Raw genomic sequence first — 19,554 nt, 5'->3', positions numbered from 1 at the left:
TTGTCAACAATATTATTGACAATACGCCTGTGCGAAACAATACTCCGCCTTGTCCGGCCGGTAGGTCTGCCGGCTATCCAATGATTTATAAAAAGGGGGGATCAAATGTCCCGAATTAGAAGTTTCGTTCTGGCCGCCATGGCTGCCGCCGCCATTGCCGTTCCCGCACACGCAGAAACCTTGCGTTGGGGCGGTCGTGCGGATCTTTACTCGCTTGATCCGTATTCGGTGCCCTCCACCTCCAACCTCGCCTTTCTCAATCATATCTATGAAGGGTTGGTGCGTTACGGGCCGGACTTCAAGATTGAGCCGGCGCTTGCGACGGAGTGGAAACTTGTTGATGAAAAAACATGGCGTTTCACCCTGCGCAAAGGTGTGAAGTTCCACGACGGTGCTGAGTTTACTGCTGACGATGTCGTTGCATCTTTCACGCGCGCTTCGGATGCCACCTCGCCATTGCGCGGCAATATTCCGGTTTTCGCCGGCGTGAAGAAGGTCGATGACTACACCGTCGATCTGAACGTCACCGCGCCCACCTCGCTTTTCCTCAACGACATCACCAATATCTTCATCTTCAATGCCAAGTGGTTGAAAGATAACAACAGCGAAAAGCCGACCGACTTCGCTTCCAAGGTCGATGGCTACACGACGATGCACACCAACGGCACCGGCCCGTTCAAGCTTGAGAGCCGCGTTCCCGATAGCAAGACGGTTCTTGTCGCCAACGATGCCTGGTGGGATCAGAAAAAACACAATCTCGACCGCATCGAATTCGTGCCGATTGCCTCTGCCGCAACCCGCGTTGCAGCTTTGCTCTCCGGCGAAATCGACCTGATCGATTCCGCGCCGATCCAGGATCTGCCGCGTCTGGAATCCTCGCCGAACATCACGGTGAAGAAGCGCACCGAGCTGCGCACGCTGTTCATCGGCTTCAATCGCCGCGAAAAGCTGGAAGACGGCAAGCCTAACCCGTTCAACGATCTTCGCGTTCGCCAGGCATTCGAGGCGTCGATCGATCGTGATCTCATCAACAAGAAGGTCATGCGCGATCTTGCAAGACCGTCCGGCTCGCTTATTGCGCCTGAGATTGCGGGTTACGCCAAGTCGCTTGATACCTACCAGCCTGCCGATCCGGCAAAGGCGCAGAAGCTGCTTGCCGATGCAGGTATGAAGAACCTTGCATTCACCTATACCTGCATGAATGACGAAAGCATCAACGAGGAAGACATCTGCTCCGGCGTTGCCAACATGCTCAAACGCGGCGGCTTCCAGCCGACAATCGACATCGCCCCGCGTTCGGTACAGTCTCCCAAGCGCAATGGTGGCAAGGCCGATGTCTTCAACCTTAGCTGGGCGAACGAGCCGACGCTTGATGCCTTCTCGTTCCTGTCGCAGATCCTGTCGACCCGCAAGGGCGCGATGGGCGTATCCAACTATGGCGGCTGGTCTAACCCCGAGATCGACAAGCTGGTGGATCAGGCAGCACACGAGCAGGACAATACCAAGCGTCTCGCGCTTGAAGAAGCTGCATTGAAAATCGCCAAGGACGAGACGATGCTTGTTCCGCTGCACCAGCAGCCCATCGCCTGGGCCATGCTCGGAAAGGTCAAGAGCGTTGATTTCCGCGCCGACAACAAGCCGCGCCACTGGCTGACGCAGGTCGGCAAGTAATCCGGAATATCAGGGAGGCATTGGGCATTTCGCTGAACGCCTCCCTGAATGCTCCGCTGCCGGTGCAATTGTTGACAATGTTACGGGCGCATGCGGCCCGTACCCCGTCTCTTGCAAAAATGGGCAAACCTGCCTGCCTTTTGGCCACGGGTTTGCATCCGAGAGGTTACAATGCTGGTTTTCATCATCAAGCGTATGGGAAATGCCATTCTGGTCATGCTTTCCGTCGCGCTTATTGCATTTCTCATTTTCAGGCTTGCCGGAGACCCCGTCGAGCTGATGGTGGGGGAGCAGACGTCGCAGGAAGATCGCGCCGCCTTGCGTGAGCGTCTCGGTCTTAACGACAGTCTGCCAACGCAATATCTGCGGTTTGTCAAAGATGCCGCCCAGGGCAATTTCGGCGTTTCCTATCGCAACGGCCAGCAGGTGCTGCCGCTGATCGCGGAGCGGTTTCCGGCCACGCTGGAACTGGTTCTGGTGGCCACGATCATATCGCTTGTCGTCGGCCTGCCGCTCGGGGTGCTGACGGCGATCAGGCGCGGAAAATGGTATACGGAGGGCCTGCAATTCCTGTCGATTGTCGGCGTCTCGCTGCCAAGCTTCGTTGTCGGCATTCTGCTTATTCTCGTCTTTTCGGTCAGCCTCGGCTGGGCGCCGGCCTTTGGTCGCGGTGATGTCGTGCAGCTCGGCTGGTGGTCCACCGGCCTGCTCACCTCATCGGGGCGTGCCGCACTCATTCTGCCTGCCATCGCGCTCTCGCTTTACCAGATCACGCTCGTCATGCGTCTGGTCCGCGCCGAGATGCTGGAGGTGCTGCGGTCCGATTTCGTGAAGTTCGCCCGTGCACGCGGCATTCCCCGCTGGCGCATTTATTTCCGCCATGCGCTGCGCAACTGTCTTATGCCTGTTGTGACGCTGACGACGATGAATGTCGGTTCGCTCATCGCTTTTGCGCTCATCACCGAGACGGTGTTTCAGTGGCCGGGCATGGGCATGCTGTTCATACAGGCGGTGACGTTTCTCGATATCCCCGTCATGGCGGCCTATCTCTGCATCATTTCCTTCATCTTCGTTGTCCTCAACACGTTCGTCGACATTGCCTATGCGGTGATCGATCCGCGTCTGCGCACTGCGCGCTAACCGAAGGGAGCCGGTTTCATGGCCACAGACCTTCCGCAAACGGCAAAAGCTGCCCGCCCGTCGCTCATCAAGCGCATACGCAACAGCGATCTCTACTGGTCGTTCAGCCACAGCAGATCGGCCAAGATGAGCGCGCTGATCCTTGCAGTCCTCATCCTCGCCGCCGTTTTCGCGCCCCTGATCGCACCGCAGAACCCTTATGACGGCGCTTCGCTCGACATGTGGAAGGCCGAACTGCCGCCGGTGTGGCAGGAGGGCGGCGAATGGCCCTTTCTGCTCGGCACGGATACGCAAGGGCGCGACATGCTCTCCGCTATCCTCTACGGCACGCGCATATCGATCGTCATTGGTGTCGCCTCGGTGGCGCTTTCCCTGGTCATCGGCATGACTGCCGGGCTTGTGGCCGGTTATTTTGGCGGTTTTGCCGATAATCTCTTGATGCGCATCGGCGATATCACGCTCTCCATTCCGACAATTCTGGTGGCAATTCTCGTCTCCACGGTCGTCAGACAGATGCTTCCGGACAATCTTCGCGAGGTCGGCGCATCTGCCGTGCTCATTCTCGCCATCGCGCTTTCCGCCTGGGTGCAATATGCGCGCACCGTGCGTGCCCAGGCGATTGTCGAAACCGGCAAGGACTATGTGCAGGCGGCGAAGCTGATCGGCGTTCCCGCGCGCCGCATCATGGCAAACCATATTCTGCCCAATACGCTGACGCCGATCATGGTTGCCGCCACGCTCAACTTCGGCATGGCGATCCTGACTGAAGCGACGTTGTCGTTCCTCGGCATCGGCATGCCACCCAGCCAGCCGTCGCTCGGAACGCTGATCCGCATCGGCAACCAGTTCCTGTTTTCCGGTTCCTGGTGGATCGTGTTGTTTCCCGTTTTCCAGCTCTGCCTGCTCGTCGTCACCGTCAACCTTCTGGGTGACTGGCTGCGCGATGCGCTCAATCCGAAACTGAGGTGAGTTCCATGTACGATCTTCTGCTCCGCAACGTCAGGCCCATGGCGGGCGACACCTGCGATATTCTGGTAAGACAGGGAAAGATTGCCGGTTTTGGAAAGTTCGAGGCCGAACCCGGCATGGCGGTCGAGGATGGCAACGGTGCAATCGTCGCGCCCGGTCTCATCGATGCACACACCCATCTCGACAAGACGACATGGGGCATGCCCTGGCATGAGAACAACCGTGCCGCCATCCTGCGCGGACGGATCGATTTCGAGCGCGAGAACCGCACCCAGATCGGTATCGATCCGCACCGCCAGTCCATGCGCCACGCCATCGGCCTTGCTGCAAACGGCGGCACGCATATCCGCAGCCATGTGGATATCGATCCGACCCACGGCCTGAAGCTTGTCGAAGGCATATGGGAAACACGTGAGAAGCTGAAAGGCATCATCGACATCGAGGTCGTTGCCTTCCCGCAGTCCGGCGTCATGGTCACGCCCGGCACGGTGGAGTTGCTGGACGAGGCCCTGAAACAGGGATGCGAAGTCCTTGGCGGCATCGATCCCTGCGGCATCGATCGCGATCCCAAAGGTCAGCTCGATATCCTCTTTCAACTCGCGGTCAGGCACGGCGTGCCGATCGACATTCACCTGCATGAGGCTGCCGATCTCGGCGCCTTCACGATGGAGCTGATCTTCGAGCGTATTCGTGCCAATGGCATGGAAGGCAAGGTCGCAATCAGCCACGCCTTTGCGCTGGGCATGAATGATTACATCAGGGTCGGCAAGCTGATCGATGAAATCGCCCGGCTCGATGTGGCGATCCTGACGACGGGCGCGCCCTCGGCAACCGTGCCGTCGATCATGCGGCTGAAGGAAGCCGGCGTTCGCGTTGGCGGCGGTTGTGACGGCATTCGCGATACCTGGGGACCCTGGGGTCAGCCGGATATGCTCGACCGGGCCAAGATCATCGGCATGAAGAACGGCTTGCGCTCGGATATCGAGCTTGCGCATGTCCTCCATGTCGTCTCGCAGGGCGGTGCCGATGTCATGGGCCTCAAGGATTACGGTCTTGAGGTTGGCTGTGACGCAGACTTCACGCTGCTGACCGGCGAAACATTGGCCCATGCCGTTGTCGATGTCGCGCCGCGGCCGCTGGTCGTAAAGGGCGGACGCGTGACCGCCAGAGGCGGCAAGGCGGTGGTGGAGGCACCATGATGAACAATCCGATACAGTCTATCGCTCTCGGTGAACGGCCCTCCGGTCGCACGCTGCTCACCGCAAGCTGGGTGGTCGGTCATAAGGACGGGTCTCACCGGCTGTTGAAAAACGGCGAAGTGGTTTTCGAGAACGGCGAAATCCTTTTTGTCGGCCATGGCTTTCCGGGCGAGGTCGCGCGCCGCGTCGATTTCGGCAATGCCCTGATCAGCCCCGGCCTGATCGACCTCGATGCGCTTTCCGATTTCGATACGACTATTTTGGGGATCGACAATCACCCCGGCTGGGCGAAGGGCCGTGTATGGCCGCGCTCCTATGTCGAGGCCGGTCCTTACGAGATGTATTCCGAGGAGGAGCTTGCCTTCCAGAAACGTTTCGCCTTTGGCCAGCTTCTCCTCAACGGCATCACCACGGCGGCACCCATTGCCTCGCTGTTTTATCGTGAATGGGGAGAAACGGTCGCTGAATTCGAGGCTGCGGCCGATGCTGCCGGCGAACTTGGTCTCCGGGTCTATCTCAGCCCCGCCTTCCGCTCCGGCGGCATGGTGCTGGAAGAGCCGGGGCGCATGGTGCCCGTGTTCGATGAGGAACGAGGTCTTCAGGGGCTGAAGGAAGCCGTGTCGTTCATCGAACGGCAGACCGGAAGACACGGCGACCTCGTCCGCGGCCTTCTCGCACCTGATAGGGTTGAAACATCGACGCTCACCCTGCTGGAAAGAACCGATGCGGCCGCCCGTGATCTCGGCTGCAAATTCCGGCTGCACATGGCGCAGGGTACCATGGAGGTCGACACGGTTCGCAAGCTGCATGGCTCGACTGCACCGGTGTGGCTCGCCAAGGCAGGCCTGCTTAGCGACCGCCTTATCGCGCCGCACGCCACCAATGCGACGCAGGAAGATCTGGCGCTCTATGCGGAAAATGGCGTGTCCATCGTCCACTGTCCGCTGGTGTCGGCCAGAAGCGGCAGTACGCTGTCGTCCTTCTCCGCGTGCCGGCAGCTTGGAATAAACATTGCGATGGGCACCGATACGGCGCCCGCCGACATGTTGATGAACCTGCTTGTCGGTCTCATAACCTGCCGCATCAATGACGGTGCTCCCGATAAGGTCCGCTCAGCCGATCTGTTCGACGCCGCCACGCTCGGCGGCGCTCGGGCGCTGGGTCGCTCCGATCTCGGGCATCTTTCCAAGGGTGCGCGCGCCGATATCGCGGTCTTCGATCTGGATGACACGGTCATGGCACCGAGCCTCGATCCGATCACGACGATTGTCACTGGCGGTTCGGGCAAAATCACGCGCGCCGTGTTTGTCGATGGCCGTCTCTCCATGCGGGAAAGAAAGGTCGCGAACATCGACATGGCGAGCGCCCGCGTTCAGGCGCAGGCACAGTTCGATGGGCTGATCGCGAAATATCCCGAGCGAAGCTGGGCCAATCCGCCCGTTTCGGAAATCTTCCCCCCGAGCTACCCGGTGGAGGTGAATACCAATGGATGACATGAACCAGTCGGTTATCGATGTCCGCAATTTGAAAGTCGAGTTCCCTGGCCGCCGGGGAACGGTGACGGCACTTTCGGATATCAGCCTTTCCATCCGCCCCGGCGAAATCCTCGGTGTGGTCGGGGAGTCCGGTGCCGGAAAATCCATGACCGGCCTTGCGATACAGGGCCTGCTCGAAAAACCAGGCCGCATCGCGGATGGCGAAATATGGCTTGGGTCGCGTCGTATCGATCAACTCGATGACAGGGCGATGGAAAGCATCCGTGGCCGGGAAATCGGCGCGATCTTTCAGGATCCGCTCACCTCACTCAATCCGCTGTTCACGGTTGGCGCGCAGCTCGTGGAGACGATCCGCCAGCATCTGCCGCTTTCGAAAAGGGATGCAAAGGCACGCGCAGTCCAGCTTTTGCGTGATGTCGGTATTCCATCTCCGGAAGAGCGCGTCGATCACCATCCGCATCAATTCTCCGGTGGTATGCGCCAGCGCGTCGTCATAGCGCTCGCACTTGCGGCGTCGCCGAAACTGATCATCGCCGATGAACCGACGACGGCGCTTGACGTGTCGATCCAGGCGCAGATCATCTCGCTGCTGCGCAAGCTCTGCAAGGAAAAGCAGACGGCTGTCATGCTGGTCACCCATGATATGGGCGTCATCGCCGAAGCGGCCGATCGCGTTGCCGTGCTTTATGCTGGCAGGTTGATAGAGGTGGGGCCGGTCGAACAGGTTCTCCATGCGCCGAGGCACCCCTATACGCAGGGCCTGATGGCCTCCATTCCTTCGCTCGGCGCGCGAGTGGAACGGCTCAACCAGATCGACGGTGCCATGCCGCGTCTCGACGCCATCCCGCCCGGATGCGCCTTCAATCCGCGCTGCGGGTTCTCAGGACCGCGTTGTCTTCGCGAGCGGCCGGAACTGGAAGCGGTGGGTGATGGCGCCAGCGCTTGCTGGATGAATGCAGGAGGTACAGCATGAACACGCCCGTTCAAAGAACACCCGCATTGACGGTCAAGGGCCTCACCAAGACCTTCGATGTCTCTGCCCCATGGCTCAACCGGATCATTGAGCGCAAGCCCCGGCAATTCGTCCAGGCCGTAAACGACATCGATTTTACGGTTCCGGCGGGCGGCTGTCTCAGCATCGTAGGGGAAAGCGGCTGCGGCAAGTCCACGGTTGCCCGTCTGGTGACCGGGCTGTTCCGGCCAAGCGCGGGTGATTTCCACTTCGCCAAGGGTCGCAAGGATACACCGCTTTCGGCGCAGATGATCTTTCAGGATCCCTATGCCTCGCTCAATCCGCGCTGGCGGGTGAAGAATATCATTGCCGAACCCATCCGCGAACTGAAACTTCGTGCGACCCGGGCCGAGACCATGGAACGGGTGGAGGAACTGTTGCTGACGGTTGGTCTGTCTGCTTCGGACGGCGAAAAGTTTCCGCATGAATTTTCGGGCGGCCAGCGTCAGCGCATCTCCATTGCCCGCGCTTTGGCAAGTGAGCCCGAGTTTCTGGTCTGTGACGAGCCGACATCGGCACTCGATGTATCGGTGCAGGCGCAGGTACTGAACCTGATGCGACGCCTTCAGGACGAGTTGGGGCTGACCTATCTGTTCATCAGCCATGACATGAGCGTGGTTCGCCACATGTCGGATCGCATCGCGGTCATGTATCTTGGCCGCATTGTGGAGGAGGGCGACACGGAGGAGCTGTTCGCCCGCCCGCGTCACCCCTATACCCAGCTTCTGCTGCAGACCATTCCCAATATCGATGCGCCGCGCCGTGATCGGGAACTGGTTGCCGGCGAAGTTCCAAGCCCGCTCAAACCGCCATCGGGATGCACGTTTCATCCGCGTTGCCCGCTTGCAACGGCGCGCTGTTCGGCGGAGGTGCCAAAGGTGCGCACGCTTGTCGGCGGCACACGTGTCGCCTGCCATCTGGTGGCGGACGAAGAAGAGCGGGTTGTGAAGGAAAGAGAACTCGTCTGACCGTCGAGTCAGGCGAGTGCGGCGCGCAGATCGTGGGAAAGGTCGCGGATTTCGCTGAGATCGAGTTCCGCTTCCACATGTTCCAGATGGTGGGTCATCAGATGCGTGGCTTTCGCCGGGTCGTTATTGGCAATCGCATCGACGATTTCCGCATGCTCGTCCGGTCCGCAATTGAAGCGGTCGGTGTTGCGGTAAACGGCGGTGATGAGGGAGGAACGTGAAATGAGGTCGCGCATGGTGGTGAACAGGAAATCGGAACCGGCCGTTTCCGCAAGCAGCAGATGGAACCCGCCGGAGAGCTTGATGATATCGGTGGTGATGTTGTGAGCATTGGCCACGCGCTCCTTGGCAACATGGTCGCGAAGCCGTTTCAGATCGGCCTTGGTTGCCGATTTGCACAGACGTTCAACGACACATTGCTCCACGGTGCGACGCACGAAGAACACGTCTCTGGCTTCTTCGACCGATGGTTTCGAAACGAAGGCGCCGCGATTGGGAACGATGGTGACGAGACCGTCGCGCTCCAGAACGGACAGGGCCTGACGGATACGTGCACGGCTGACACTGAAAATTGTCGCCAGTTGTTCTTCCTTCAGCTGCACGCCGGGACGCAGCCGCCGCTCAGCGATGGACAGCCAGACTTTCTCGACAATTTGCTGTGTGGACTGGCCGTTCTGCTCGGTCATTTTGTTCGCTCTCCATTAGGGTTAGAAAAGCGTGATGCCGCCGAAAAAGTCAACTGTTTCAACAGGGTTTTGGTTGCATAATTGTCAACAATATGAAACAATATTGTATACTATAAACGGGACAACGTCATGGAATTCGACTTCACCACGCTTGAGCCACAGAGCCGCTATCGGTTGCTGACGAATTTTATTGGTCCGCGGCCGATAGCGCTTGTCACGACCCGCTCGGAAGCGGGCCACAACAATGCAGCGCCGATGAGCTTTTTCAACGTCTTCTCCCATGATCCGCCCATCGTTGTTCTCGGAATCCAGCCGCGTCTGAATGGCGAGGAGAAGGACACGATGGCCAATATTCGCCGCACCGGCGAGTTTGTCGTCAACATGGTCGATATGACTATCTCCGAACATATGCTTGTCTGCGGTCTCGGTTTCGACAGCGAGGTCGACGAACTTTCCATGGCGCAGCTGACGCCGGCGCCCTGCAACAAGATCGATGCGAGCTTTGCAGCGGAATCGCCCTGCGCCTTCGAGTGCCGGGTGGAGCGTCTGATCGATTATCCGCGGCGGACGCTGGTGCTGGGGGAGGTCGTGCACATGCATGTCCACAGGGACTGCCTCGACAAGGAGGGGCATTATGTCGATCCGGATCGATACCAGCCGATCGCACGCCTCCATGCCGACAATTACATTACCTCGGATCGCCAGTTCGTCTTGAAGGCGCCACCCATTACCGACTTCATCAAGCCAGATGGCAAGTGACAGTCCCGAAAGGCTGACCTGAATGCATATTCGTCTGATCAACCCGAACTCAACCGCCTCGATGACGGCGCAGGCGCTCGAGAGCGCCTTGCGCGTCAGGCAGGCGGATACGAAGATTTCCGCTGCAAATCCTGTCGATACGCCGGTCAGTATCGAAGGCGGGGCCGATGAGGCGCTGGCTGTTCCCGGCATGCTGGAGGAAATCCGCAAGGGCGAGCGGCTGGGCGTCGATGCCTATGTCATTGCCTGCTTTGATGATCCGGGCCTGCATGCGGCGCGCGAAGTCGCGCGTGGTCCCGTGATCGGCATCTGCCAGGCCGGTATTCAGGTGGCGATGACGATCAGCCGCCGCTTTTCCATCATCACAACGCTGCCGCGCTCCATCCCCATTATCGAAGATCTCGTCGATAGCTACGGTGCACAGCGGCATTGCCGCAGGGTTCGTGCCATCAATCTGCCGGTGCTGGGTCTTGAAGAGGATCCGCTTGCAGCCGAGGCGATGTTGATCCGCGAAATCGAAGCGGCCAAGAAAGAAGATGCGGCAGAAGCCATCATCCTCGGTTGCGCCGGCATGTCCGCACTGTGCGACAGGCTGCGCGAGGCAACCGGCGTCCCTGTCATCGATGGTGTCACAGCCGCCGTCAAGCTGGCCGAAGCCCTAGTGGGCGCGGGTTACGTGACATCCAAGGTCAATGCCTATGATTATCCGCGGGTGAAGGAAACCAAGCTCGTCGCCTGACCGGGAAAGGCGGGTGCGGCAAAGCGCCTCCACGGCGTTTGCGACAAAGCCCGCCTCGCTCTAGTGTCTGCTTTCGCGCCGGTCCGCAGAATGGCCGCGCGGGATGGGAGGCAGGATGATCGACAAGCTGGAGTTTTTCATTGCACTTGCGCGCGCGGAGCATTTCGGGCGGGCCGCAGAGGAGTGCGGCATCTCGCAGCCGACGCTGTCTGCGGCCATCCGGCAACTGGAAGATCAGCTCGGTGTCGTGCTCGTCGTACGTGCGGCGCGATATCAGGGCCTGACGCCGGAGGGGCAGCGGGTTCTCGAATGGGCAAGGCGCATCGTTGCCGATACACGTACCATGCGGGAGGAAATGCGCGCTGCGCGTAAAGGTCTCGCCGGCCATATCCGGCTGGCCGTCATCCCCACCGCTCTCGCCATGGTGCCCAGGCTCACCGAACCCTTTCAGGCGCGTCACCCGGCAGTCACGTTTTCCGTCACCTCCCGCACGTCGTTGCAGGTTCTCAGCCAGATCGAAAATCTCGAAATCGACGCGGGAATCACCTATCTCGACAACGAACCTCTGGGCCGGGTAACGACGGTTCCGCTTTACTCGGAGCGATATCACCTGATTGCGGCTGCAGGCACGCCCCTTGCCGATCAAGAGAGCGTGACCTGGAAGCAGGTTTCGGGTCTTCGGCTTTGCCTATTGACTTCCGACATGCAAAACCGCCGCATTATCAACAAGCACATGGCCGAAGCGGGTGTTGAAGCAAAACCCACGCTCGAATCCAATTCGATGATTGTACTGTTTTCCCATATCCGAACCGGACAATGGGCTTCAATTATGCCGCGTAACATCGCGGAATCGTTTGGTTTTCCAAAACAAATTCGAATGATCCCGATTGTCGAGCCCGATGCCGAGCATCTTGTCGGCCTCATCGCCACCTATCGTGAACCCCATACGCCACTTGTTTCCGCACTGCTGCATGAGGCGCGATTGCGCGTCGCGGCCTCCGCTTTTGATAGAAATTTCCTATCGACTGACGGAAAGACGATATTGACCTGATCTTGCTCCGCTCGCCATTCTTTCGCCATCAGGCAGCGCGGCGCGCCGGACAAGGATGTGGAGGTCCTCCGGTTCAAACGCCCGCCACCTGTCAGTTTGGGAGGACTGGCTCATGAATATTCGTGCTGTCGCCGCAGATGAGGCGACGCGTGTGCAGGCTATCATTGACGACTGTCTGCATATGGAAGGGCCAATGCTGCCCATCCTGCACAGGGTGCAGGAAGAATTCGGCTATGTGCCTGATAGCGTCAAACAGGTGATCGCCCTGGCCCTCAACGTATCGCGTGCCGAAGTGCATGGTGTTGTGAGCTTCTATCCCGATTTTCGCGACCATCCCGGCGGGCGCCACGTGCTGAAGCTCTGTCGGGCCGAGGCTTGCCAGTCGATGGGCTGCGAGTCTCTTGCCGACACCATCAAGGGGAAACTTGGTCTCGACTGGCACCAGACGGCAAAGGATGGCTCGGTCACACTCGAGCCGGTCTTCTGTCTCGGGCTCTGCGCCCAGGCACCCGCGCTGATGCTGGATGGCGAGGTTCATGCCAGAGTGGATGAGCACTGTCTTGGCGACATTCTGGCGGAGGTGCGTCGATGAGCGTGACCGTTTTCGTGCCTTGCGATTCCGCAGCACTCGCCGTTGGTGCCGACCGCGTTGCCGATGCAATCCAGAGTGAGGCCGCGGCCCGCAATCTTGATATTCGCCTTGTCCGCAACGGTTCGCGCGGCCTGCTCTGGCTTGAAGTGCTGGTAGAGGTCGACACCCATCATGGCCGCGTTGCTTATGGTCCGGTCAAAGCTTCTGATGTTTCCGGGCTGTTCGATGCGGATTTTCTTGATGGCGGCGATCATGCGCTCTGTCTTGGGCTGACCGAAGAAATCCCTTTCCTGAAGAATCAGACGCGCCTGACGTTTGCGCGCTGCGGCGTGACCGATCCGCTTTCGCTGGAAGACTACCGTGCCAACAAGGGCATGAAGGGGCTGGAGAGGGCCGTTGCACTCACCCCCGCGGAGATCGTCAAACAGGTCACCGATAGCGGCCTTCGCGGACGGGGTGGCGCCGGTTTTCCGACCGGTATCAAGTGGAAAACCGTGGCGGATGCCACCGCCGATCAGAAATACATTGTCTGCAATGCGGATGAGGGCGACAGCGGCACCTTTGCCGACCGCATGATCATGGAAGGCGATCCCTTTGTCCTTATTGAGGGCATGGCCATTGCCGGCCTCGCGGTTGGTGCAACGAAGGGCTACATCTACACCCGCTCCGAATATCCCCATGCCGTTAGGACGATGGAAAAAGCCATCGACATTGCCCTGCGAGAAGGGGTGATCGGCGCGTCTGTGCTGGGTTCGGGTCGCGCGTTCGATCTCGAGGTGCGCATGGGCGCCGGAGCCTATGTATGCGGTGAGGAAACCTCGCTGCTCAACAGTCTCGAAGGCAAGCGCGGCACGGTGCGCGCCAAGCCGCCACTTCCCGCCCTGCAGGGGCTGTTCGGCAAACCGACGGTAGTCAACAATGTCATTTCTCTTTCTTCGATCCCTGTGATCATGGATCGCGGCGCGGCGTTCTACCGGGATTTCGGCATTGGTCGTTCGCACGGCACGATCCCGATCCAGCTTGCCGGAAACATCAGACATGGCGGGCTTTACGAGACCGCTTTCGGTCTGCCGCTCGGGCAATTGGTCAACGAGATCGGTGGCGGCACCATTACTGGCCGGCCGGTCAAGGCGGTTCAGGTCGGCGGCCCATTGGGCGCTTATTTCCCAGTGTCGCTGTTTGATACGCTGTTCGACTACGAGGCATTTACCACTGCAGGCGGCCTGATCGGTCACGCCGGCATCGTCGTCTTTGACGACACCGCCGATATGCTGCGCCAGGCGCGTTTTGCCCTGGAATTCTGTGCCGTCGAAAGTTGCGGAAAGTGTACGCCATGCCGGATCGGTTCGACACGCGGTGTCGAGACGGTGGACAAGATTTCCCTTGGAATAGAAGCAGAGCGAAATACGGCGCTGCTTGAGGATCTCTGCGAAACCATGAAGTTCGGTTCGCTCTGCGCGCTAGGCGGTTTCACGCCTTATCCCGTGATGAGCGCGCTCAGGCACTTCCCGCAGGATTTTGCACCCATCCCACGTGTCGAAGCGGCGGAGTAAGACCATGGCCCTTATATCTGAAATCGACTACGGAACACCAAAATCCACCTCGACAGAGATGGTCACGCTAACGATAGACGGCCGCGAGATCACCGTGCCGGCGGGAACGTCCATCATGCGTGCTTCGAGAGAAGCGGGCATCGATGTTCCCAAACTCTGCGCCACCGATATGGTCGATGCCTTCGGTTCCTGTCGCCTCTGTCTCATCGAGGTGGAGGGCCGCAATGGCACCCCCGCCTCCTGCACCACGCCAGTGGCGGCCGGTCTTGTCGTCCACACCCAGACGGAACGCCTGAAGCAGATCCGCAAGGGTGTGATGGAGCTTTATATCTCCGACCACCCGCTCGACTGTCTCACCTGCGCCGCAAATGGCGACTGTGAATTGCAGGATATGGCTGGCGCCGTCGGCCTGCGTGACGTGCGTTACGGCTATGATGGTGACAACCATGTGAAGGCCCGTGCCGGCGATGGCGACCTCAACGCCAACTGGATGCCCAAGGACGAGAGCAACCCGTATTTCACCTACGATCCGTCGAAGTGCATCGTATGTTCCCGCTGCGTGCGCGCCTGTGAGGAAGTGCAGGGAACGTTCGCATTGACGATCGAAGGGCGCGGCTTTGAAAGCCGTGTTTCGCCCGGCGCGCACGAGGCATTTCTTGATTCCGAATGCGTTTCCTGCGGCGCCTGCGTGCAGGCCTGTCCGACGGCGACGCTGACTGAAAAATCGGTGATCGCCATTGGCCAGCCGGAACATTCGCTGGTCACCACCTGCGCTTATTGCGGTGTCGGCTGCTCGTTCAAGGCGGAGATGCGTGGCGAAGAGCTGGTTCGCATGGTGCCGTGGAAGGACGGTCAGGCAAACCGTGGCCATTCCTGCGTCAAGGGTCGCTTTGCTTATGGTTATGCCAGCCACCGCGACCGTATTCTCAACCCGATGGTCCGCGAAAAGATCAGCGACCCGTGGCGCGAAGTGACGTGGGACGAGGCATTTGCCCATGTCGCCTCCGAATTCCAGCGCATTCAGGGAACCTATGGCCGCGAATCCATCGGCGGCATCACCTCGTCTCGTTGCACCAATGAAGAGACCTTTCTGGTCCAGAAGCTCATCCGTGCCGGTTTCGGCAACAACAATGTCGATACCTGCGCCCGCGTCTGTCATTCGCCGACGGGGTACGGGTTGGGGCAGGCGTTCGGCACCTCTGCCGGAACGCAGAATTTCGATTCCGTCGAACATTCGGATGTTGTCCTCGTCATCGGCGCCAACCCGACGGACGGGCACCCGGTGTTCGGCTCACGCCTGAAGAAGCGCCTGCGCCAAGGCGCAAAGCTGATCGTCATCGATCCGCGCCGCATCGATCTCGTTCGCACGCCGCATGTGGAGGCGTCGTTCCATTTGCCGCTGAAGCCCGGAACGAATGTTGCGGTGCTGACAGCCCTTGCCCACGTCATCGTTACCGAAGGTTTGTTCGACGAGGCCTTCATCCGCGAGCGTTGCGACTGGTCGGAATTTGAGGACTGGGCCGCCTTCGTGGCCGAACCGCAGCATGGCCCGGAGGAAACCGAAAGCTTTACCGGCGTTCCCGCCGAGGAGCTGCGCGGTGCCGCCAGGCTGTTTGCCAAGGGCGGCAATGGCGCAATCTATTACGGGCTTGGCGTTACCGAACACAGCCAGGGTTCCACGACCGTCATGGCGATTGCCAATCTTGCCATGGCGACCGGCAACATTGGTCGCCCCGGTGTCGGCGTCAATCCGTTGCGCGGCCAGAACAATGTGCAGGGTTCCTGCGACATGGGTTCCTTCCCGCATGAGCTTCCCGGTTATCGTCATATATCCGACGATGCCACCCGCGAAATATTCGAAAAGCTCTGGGGTGTTACCCTCAACAACGAGCCGGGGCTGCGCATCCCCAACATGCTGGATGCAGCCGTTGATGGCAGTTTCAAGGGCATCTACATTCAGGGCGAAGACATCCTCCAGTCGGACCCGGACACCAAGCATGTTTCAGCCGGTCTTGCCGCGATGGAATGTGTTGTCGTGCACGACCTGTTCCTGAACGAGACGGCGAACTACGCGCATGTCTTCCTGCCGGGTTCCACCTTCCTCGAAAAGGATGGCACGTTCACCAATGCCGAACGCCGCATCAATCGTGTGCGCAAGGTCATGTCGCCGAAAAACGGCTATTCGGATTGGGAGGTCACCCAGAAGCTGGCTCAGGCCATGGGGCTGAACTGGAACTATACGCACCCGTCGCAGATCATGGATGAAATCGCGGCGACAACGCCGAGCTTTGCCGGCGTTTCCTATGACTATCTGGAGAGCAGAGGCTCGGTGCAGTGGCCGTGTAACGAAAAATTCCCGGAAGGCTCGCCGATCATGCATGTGGACGGGTTCGTGCGCGGCAAGGGCAAGTTCATCCGCACCGAATATGTGGCGACGGACGAGCATACCGGCCCGCGCTTTCCGCTGCTGCTCACCACCGGCCGCATTCTGTCGCAGTACAATGTCGGCGCGCAGACACGGCGCACCGAAAACGTCGTCTGGCATGAGGAGGATCGTCTCGAAATCCATCCGCATGATGCCGAACAGCGTGGCGTCAAGGATGGTGACTGGATCAAGCTCGCCAGCCGTTCGGGCGATACGACGCTACGGGCGCTGATCACCGATCGTGTCGCGCCGGGGGTGGTCTATACCACCTTCCACCATCCGGGCACGCAGGCAAACGTCATTACCACCGACTACTCGGACTGGGCGACGAACTGTCCGGAATACAAGGTCACCGCGGTTCAGGTCTCGCCCTCGAACGGGCCGACCGAATGGCAGGAAGGATATGACGCGCTCAGCCGCCGTTCGCGGCGGATCGCTGGCAAGCTCGAGGCGGCCGAATAATCGGGGCCGGGGCAATCCCGGCCTTTCGAAAACGTGAACGTCGTCCGTCAGGCGGCGCGGGGAAAACAGCCATGTTGCTTAATCACACCGACGAAAAACTGGTGAGAATGGCGAACCAGATCGCGACTTTTTTCCTTTCCCAGCCGGAGGATATCCGCGTTGAGGGTGTCGCCACCCACATTAACAAATTCTGGGAACCCCGTATGCGCAAACGGTTTTTCGAGATGGTTGATGCCGGTGCCGGGGAGTTTTTGCCGCTGGTGCTCGCAGCAGCGCTCAAGATCAAGAGGCCCGGGGTGCCCGCCGCCGATACGGTCGGGCTTGGCAAGGATGCCACGGGAACGCCGGAGGGCAAGGGCGTTGCTGCGGGCGAGTCCTTGTCCGAACCGAGCATTCCCGAAACCACGTAAAGCCAGGCGGTAACACGCCGCAAACAGGTGTTGCCGGATGGGGGACATCCGGCGATCTCGGTAACGCCCGGTCGATGCGGCCAATGCGGGCGTATCATGGTTGTCCAGACATTCACGAGGGAGGTAGTGTCGATGGCAGTAGCAGGCGTATCTGCGGGAGGGCCGGCGCAAGCCGGGGTTCTAGACCGCGAACGGATCATAGCAAAACCCGGCTTCAACCGCTGGCTGGTACCGCCGGCGGCTTTGGCCATTCACTTGTGTATCGGCATGGCCTACGGCTTCAGCGTCTTCTGGCTGCCGCTGTCGAAGGCATTGCCGGCAACGGACCCCAGTTGCTCCAGCCTTACCCTTGTCGGGGCACTGTTCACCACGGAGTGCAACTGGCGTGTGGCCGATCTTGGCTGGATCTATACGCTCTTCTTCGTCTTGCTCGGATGCTCGGCGGCGATCTGGGGCGGTTGGTTGGAAAGGGTCGGGCCGCGCAAGGCCGGCTTCGTTTCCGCCTGCTGCTGGTGCGGCGGCATTCTGGTTGCAGCGCTTGGCGTGATGACGCACCAGCTCTGGCTGATGTGGGTCGGGGCAGGTGTCATCGGCGGCGTTGGTCTTGGTCTCGGTTACATCTCGCCGGTCTCGACATTGATCAAATGGTTTCCGGACCGGCGCGGCATGGCAACCGGCATGGCCATCATGGGCTTCGGCGGCGGTGCTATGATCGGCGCACCGCTTGCCAATCTGCTCATGAATACCTTCAAGACGGATACTTCAGTCGGTGTCTGGCAAACGTTCGTCGTCATGGCATTGATCTATTTCGTCTTCATGATGGCGGGTGCCTTCGGTTACCGCATTCCACCGGCGGGCTGGCGTCCGGAAGGCTGGACGGCCCCGGCGGCCAAAAGTGCCATGATCACCAATCGTCACGTTCATCTGCGTGATGCGCACAAGACGAAGCAGTTCTGGCTCATCTGGGCGGTTCTGTGCCTCAACGTGTCGGCGGGTATCGGCGTGATCGGCATGGCATCGCCAATGTTGCAGGAGATTTTCGCGGGGTCGTTGATCGGTCTGCCCGGCGTTGGCTTTGCTGACCTCAATATCGAGCAGAAAGCATCGATCGCCGCCATCGCGGCCGGGTTCACCGGCCTGCTGTCGCTGTTTAACATCGGCGGCCGCTTCTTCTGGGCTTCCATGTCCGACAAAATCGGCCGCAAGAACACTTACTTCTGCTTCTTCGTGCTTGGCATCATTCTTTATGCGCTGGCCCCGACGCTGGCAACGATGGGTTCCAAGGCGTTCTTCGTTCTTGCCCTCGGCATCATCCTGTCGATGTATGGCGGCGGCTTTGCAACCATTCCCGCCTATCTTGCCGACATCTTCGGCACGCAGTTCGTCGGCGCTATCCATGGCCGTCTGCTGACGGCATGGGCAACGGCCGGTATCGCCGGGCCTGTTGTCGTCAACTACATCCGCGAAGCACAGATCGCGGCCGGTGTCGCGCCGGGTCCCGCACTCTATACCAGCACCATGTACATCCTGGCGGGGATGCTCGCGATCGGCCTCATCGCCAACGCGTTTGTCCGGCCGTTGCCGGAGAAATGGTTCATGTCGGATGCGGAGGTTGCGACACTTCAGGCCAAGACTGCAGCCGCCAATGCAGGGCCCACCGGTTCCTTCGGTATCGGCAGGGGTGGCTTGGACGCCAAGGCCGCACTCGCCTGGGCAGCCGTCGGCATACCACTTCTCTGGGGCGTGTGGGTCACGGTCAAAAGCAGCCTTGTGCTGTTTGGCTGATTGCGACAAGCATTAGATCGTCCGGGCAGCCCTGTGGCTGCCCGGATTTGTTTTCAGGCCTTGAGTGACAGGCGGGCATTCTCGAAGGGCAGGCCGTCATCGTCAGTCGACCTGCGCGAGACTTCAAGGAAGCCGAGCGAACGGTAAAACCGCATCGCCTGCTCATTGGCGGTATAGACCTCAAGCGACAATTCACCCTTGAGATCAAGCGCGTGGGCGATGAGCCTGCGCCCGATACCCTTGCCCTGTTGTGCCGGTGCGACGAACAGGCCTCCGATGAAACTGTCGAGCAGGCTGATGAAGCCGACAGGGTCGCCGGCCTGCGCCGCGACGAAAGTCTCCGATAGCGGCAGATAGGTATCTTCGATCAGTCTTTGCTGCTCGCGCAAACGCTGCGTGCCGATAAAGGGATGTGCCAGCAGCGAGGCATCGAGCCAGATGCGTGACAGGATTTGCGTATCCGCTGCCGTGTCAAACGGCCGGATGTCGATAGATTTGATATTCATGGAAATTCCGCAGAATTAGACATGCCAAAGGGTCAGCTCCGTTTTCAGAGCCGGCTGAAACCGCGATGGGCGGTCAGATTTTCAACCTCTGCGCATAAATCTCCCTGCTTCGAAACCTGTATTTACCGCTG

The 19,554-nt window shown here is 59.8% G+C and carries 17 protein-coding genes; 15 read left to right on the top strand and 2 right to left on the bottom strand.

Annotation, left to right across the window (positions count from 1 at the left end):
* Positions 1–105 precede the first annotated feature (105 nt).
* From ASD46_RS20580 to ASD46_RS20550, 7 genes are all read left to right on the top strand, one after another.
* Complete coding sequence (locus ASD46_RS20580; RefSeq protein ID WP_013761072.1) at positions 106–1,671, top strand: ABC transporter substrate-binding protein; 1,566 nt, start codon at positions 106–108, stop codon at positions 1,669–1,671.
* A gap of 171 nt (positions 1,672–1,842) precedes the next feature.
* Positions 1,843–2,811, top strand: a complete 969-nt coding sequence (locus ASD46_RS20575; protein WP_004431345.1) for an ABC transporter permease — start codon at positions 1,843–1,845, stop codon at positions 2,809–2,811.
* A gap of 18 nt (positions 2,812–2,829) precedes the next feature.
* On the top strand, positions 2,830–3,780 hold the full coding sequence (locus tag ASD46_RS20570) for an ABC transporter permease (protein ID WP_013761071.1): 951 nt from the start codon (positions 2,830–2,832) through the stop codon (positions 3,778–3,780).
* 5 nt (positions 3,781–3,785) lie between these two features.
* Positions 3,786–4,979, top strand: coding sequence for an amidohydrolase family protein (locus tag ASD46_RS20565; RefSeq protein WP_060642594.1), 1,194 nt, complete (start codon positions 3,786–3,788; stop codon positions 4,977–4,979).
* A complete protein-coding gene (locus ASD46_RS20560) occupies positions 4,979–6,472 on the top strand; it encodes an amidohydrolase family protein (RefSeq protein WP_060642593.1) in 1,494 nt (497 codons plus the stop codon). The genes ASD46_RS20565 and ASD46_RS20560 overlap by 1 nt, the downstream gene beginning before the upstream one ends.
* Positions 6,465–7,448 (top strand): ABC transporter ATP-binding protein, encoded by a 984-nt coding sequence (locus tag ASD46_RS20555; RefSeq protein WP_004431353.1) that lies wholly within the window; start codon positions 6,465–6,467, stop codon positions 7,446–7,448. The genes ASD46_RS20560 and ASD46_RS20555 overlap by 8 nt, the downstream gene beginning before the upstream one ends.
* Positions 7,445–8,455, top strand: a complete 1,011-nt coding sequence (locus ASD46_RS20550; RefSeq protein WP_013761068.1) for an ABC transporter ATP-binding protein — start codon at positions 7,445–7,447, stop codon at positions 8,453–8,455. Before ASD46_RS20555 ends, ASD46_RS20550 begins: the two co-directional genes overlap by 4 nt.
* A gap of 8 nt (positions 8,456–8,463) precedes the next feature.
* On the opposite strand, the gene ASD46_RS20545 is transcribed toward ASD46_RS20550, so the two are convergent.
* Positions 8,464–9,141, bottom strand: coding sequence for a GntR family transcriptional regulator (locus ASD46_RS20545; protein ID WP_004431355.1), 678 nt, complete (start codon positions 9,139–9,141; stop codon positions 8,464–8,466).
* Positions 9,142–9,270: 129 nt separating this feature from the next.
* On the opposite strand from ASD46_RS20545, the gene ASD46_RS20540 reads away from it, so the two are divergent.
* From ASD46_RS20540 to ASD46_RS20505, 8 genes are all read left to right on the top strand, one after another.
* Positions 9,271–9,900 carry a flavin reductase family protein gene (locus ASD46_RS20540; RefSeq protein WP_013761067.1) on the top strand — a complete coding sequence of 210 codons (630 nt, stop codon included), beginning with the start codon at positions 9,271–9,273 and terminating at the stop codon, positions 9,898–9,900.
* Between the two features lie 22 nt (positions 9,901–9,922).
* Positions 9,923–10,639: an aspartate/glutamate racemase family protein gene (locus ASD46_RS20535; protein WP_013761066.1), complete on the top strand. Its 717-nt coding sequence runs from the start codon at positions 9,923–9,925 to the stop codon at positions 10,637–10,639.
* 115 nt (positions 10,640–10,754) lie between these two features.
* A complete protein-coding gene (locus ASD46_RS20530) occupies positions 10,755–11,690 on the top strand; it encodes a LysR family transcriptional regulator (protein ID WP_004431358.1) in 936 nt (311 codons plus the stop codon).
* A gap of 112 nt (positions 11,691–11,802) precedes the next feature.
* Positions 11,803–12,282, top strand: coding sequence for a formate dehydrogenase subunit gamma (locus ASD46_RS20525; RefSeq protein ID WP_004431359.1), 480 nt, complete (start codon positions 11,803–11,805; stop codon positions 12,280–12,282).
* Positions 12,279–13,835 carry a formate dehydrogenase beta subunit gene (locus ASD46_RS20520; RefSeq protein WP_013761064.1) on the top strand — a complete coding sequence of 519 codons (1,557 nt, stop codon included), beginning with the start codon at positions 12,279–12,281 and terminating at the stop codon, positions 13,833–13,835. Before ASD46_RS20525 ends, ASD46_RS20520 begins: the two co-directional genes overlap by 4 nt.
* 4 nt (positions 13,836–13,839) lie before the next feature.
* Positions 13,840–16,722: a formate dehydrogenase subunit alpha gene (gene fdhF, locus ASD46_RS20515; protein WP_013761063.1), complete on the top strand. Its 2,883-nt coding sequence runs from the start codon at positions 13,840–13,842 to the stop codon at positions 16,720–16,722.
* Between the two features lie 71 nt (positions 16,723–16,793).
* Positions 16,794–17,132, top strand: a complete 339-nt coding sequence (locus tag ASD46_RS20510) for a formate dehydrogenase subunit delta (protein ID WP_013761062.1) — start codon at positions 16,794–16,796, stop codon at positions 17,130–17,132.
* Between the two features lie 132 nt (positions 17,133–17,264).
* Positions 17,265–18,917: an OFA family MFS transporter gene (locus ASD46_RS20505; protein WP_013761061.1), complete on the top strand. Its 1,653-nt coding sequence runs from the start codon at positions 17,265–17,267 to the stop codon at positions 18,915–18,917.
* A 53-nt stretch (positions 18,918–18,970) separates the two neighbouring features.
* On the opposite strand, the gene ASD46_RS20500 is transcribed toward ASD46_RS20505, so the two are convergent.
* The gene (locus ASD46_RS20500) at positions 18,971–19,423 is read right to left on the bottom strand and encodes a GNAT family N-acetyltransferase (RefSeq protein WP_013761060.1); all 453 of its coding nucleotides are present in this window, start codon (positions 19,421–19,423) and stop codon (positions 18,971–18,973) included.
* Positions 19,424–19,554: the final 131 nt, after the last annotated feature.

The sequence above is a fragment of the Rhizobium sp. Root491 genome (assembly GCF_001427205.1).
Lineage (GTDB): Bacteria > Pseudomonadota > Alphaproteobacteria > Rhizobiales > Rhizobiaceae > Agrobacterium > Agrobacterium tumefaciens.
This window is presented reverse-complemented; position numbering and strand designations above follow the sequence as displayed.

Coding starts and splice junctions, on each gene's coding strand:
- ASD46_RS20530 (WP_004431358.1), top strand. CDS start 10,755: ATGATCGACAAGCTGGAGTTTTTCATTGCACTTGCGCGCGCGGAGCAT.
- ASD46_RS20525 (WP_004431359.1), top strand. CDS start 11,803: ATGAATATTCGTGCTGTCGCCGCAGATGAGGCGACGCGTGTGCAGGCT.
- ASD46_RS20555 (WP_004431353.1), top strand. CDS start 6,465: ATGGATGACATGAACCAGTCGGTTATCGATGTCCGCAATTTGAAAGTC.
- ASD46_RS20580 (WP_013761072.1), top strand. CDS start 106: ATGTCCCGAATTAGAAGTTTCGTTCTGGCCGCCATGGCTGCCGCCGCC.
- fdhF (WP_013761063.1), top strand. CDS start 13,840: ATGGCCCTTATATCTGAAATCGACTACGGAACACCAAAATCCACCTCG.
- ASD46_RS20505 (WP_013761061.1), top strand. CDS start 17,265: ATGGCAGTAGCAGGCGTATCTGCGGGAGGGCCGGCGCAAGCCGGGGTT.
- ASD46_RS20565 (WP_060642594.1), top strand. CDS start 3,786: ATGTACGATCTTCTGCTCCGCAACGTCAGGCCCATGGCGGGCGACACC.
- ASD46_RS20560 (WP_060642593.1), top strand. CDS start 4,979: ATGAACAATCCGATACAGTCTATCGCTCTCGGTGAACGGCCCTCCGGT.
- ASD46_RS20520 (WP_013761064.1), top strand. CDS start 12,279: ATGAGCGTGACCGTTTTCGTGCCTTGCGATTCCGCAGCACTCGCCGTT.
- ASD46_RS20550 (WP_013761068.1), top strand. CDS start 7,445: ATGAACACGCCCGTTCAAAGAACACCCGCATTGACGGTCAAGGGCCTC.
- ASD46_RS20545 (WP_004431355.1), bottom strand. CDS start 9,141: ATGACCGAGCAGAACGGCCAGTCCACACAGCAAATTGTCGAGAAAGTC.
- ASD46_RS20535 (WP_013761066.1), top strand. CDS start 9,923: ATGCATATTCGTCTGATCAACCCGAACTCAACCGCCTCGATGACGGCG.
- ASD46_RS20510 (WP_013761062.1), top strand. CDS start 16,794: ATGTTGCTTAATCACACCGACGAAAAACTGGTGAGAATGGCGAACCAG.
- ASD46_RS20575 (WP_004431345.1), top strand. CDS start 1,843: ATGCTGGTTTTCATCATCAAGCGTATGGGAAATGCCATTCTGGTCATG.
- ASD46_RS20500 (WP_013761060.1), bottom strand. CDS start 19,423: ATGAATATCAAATCTATCGACATCCGGCCGTTTGACACGGCAGCGGAT.
- ASD46_RS20540 (WP_013761067.1), top strand. CDS start 9,271: ATGGAATTCGACTTCACCACGCTTGAGCCACAGAGCCGCTATCGGTTG.
- ASD46_RS20570 (WP_013761071.1), top strand. CDS start 2,830: ATGGCCACAGACCTTCCGCAAACGGCAAAAGCTGCCCGCCCGTCGCTC.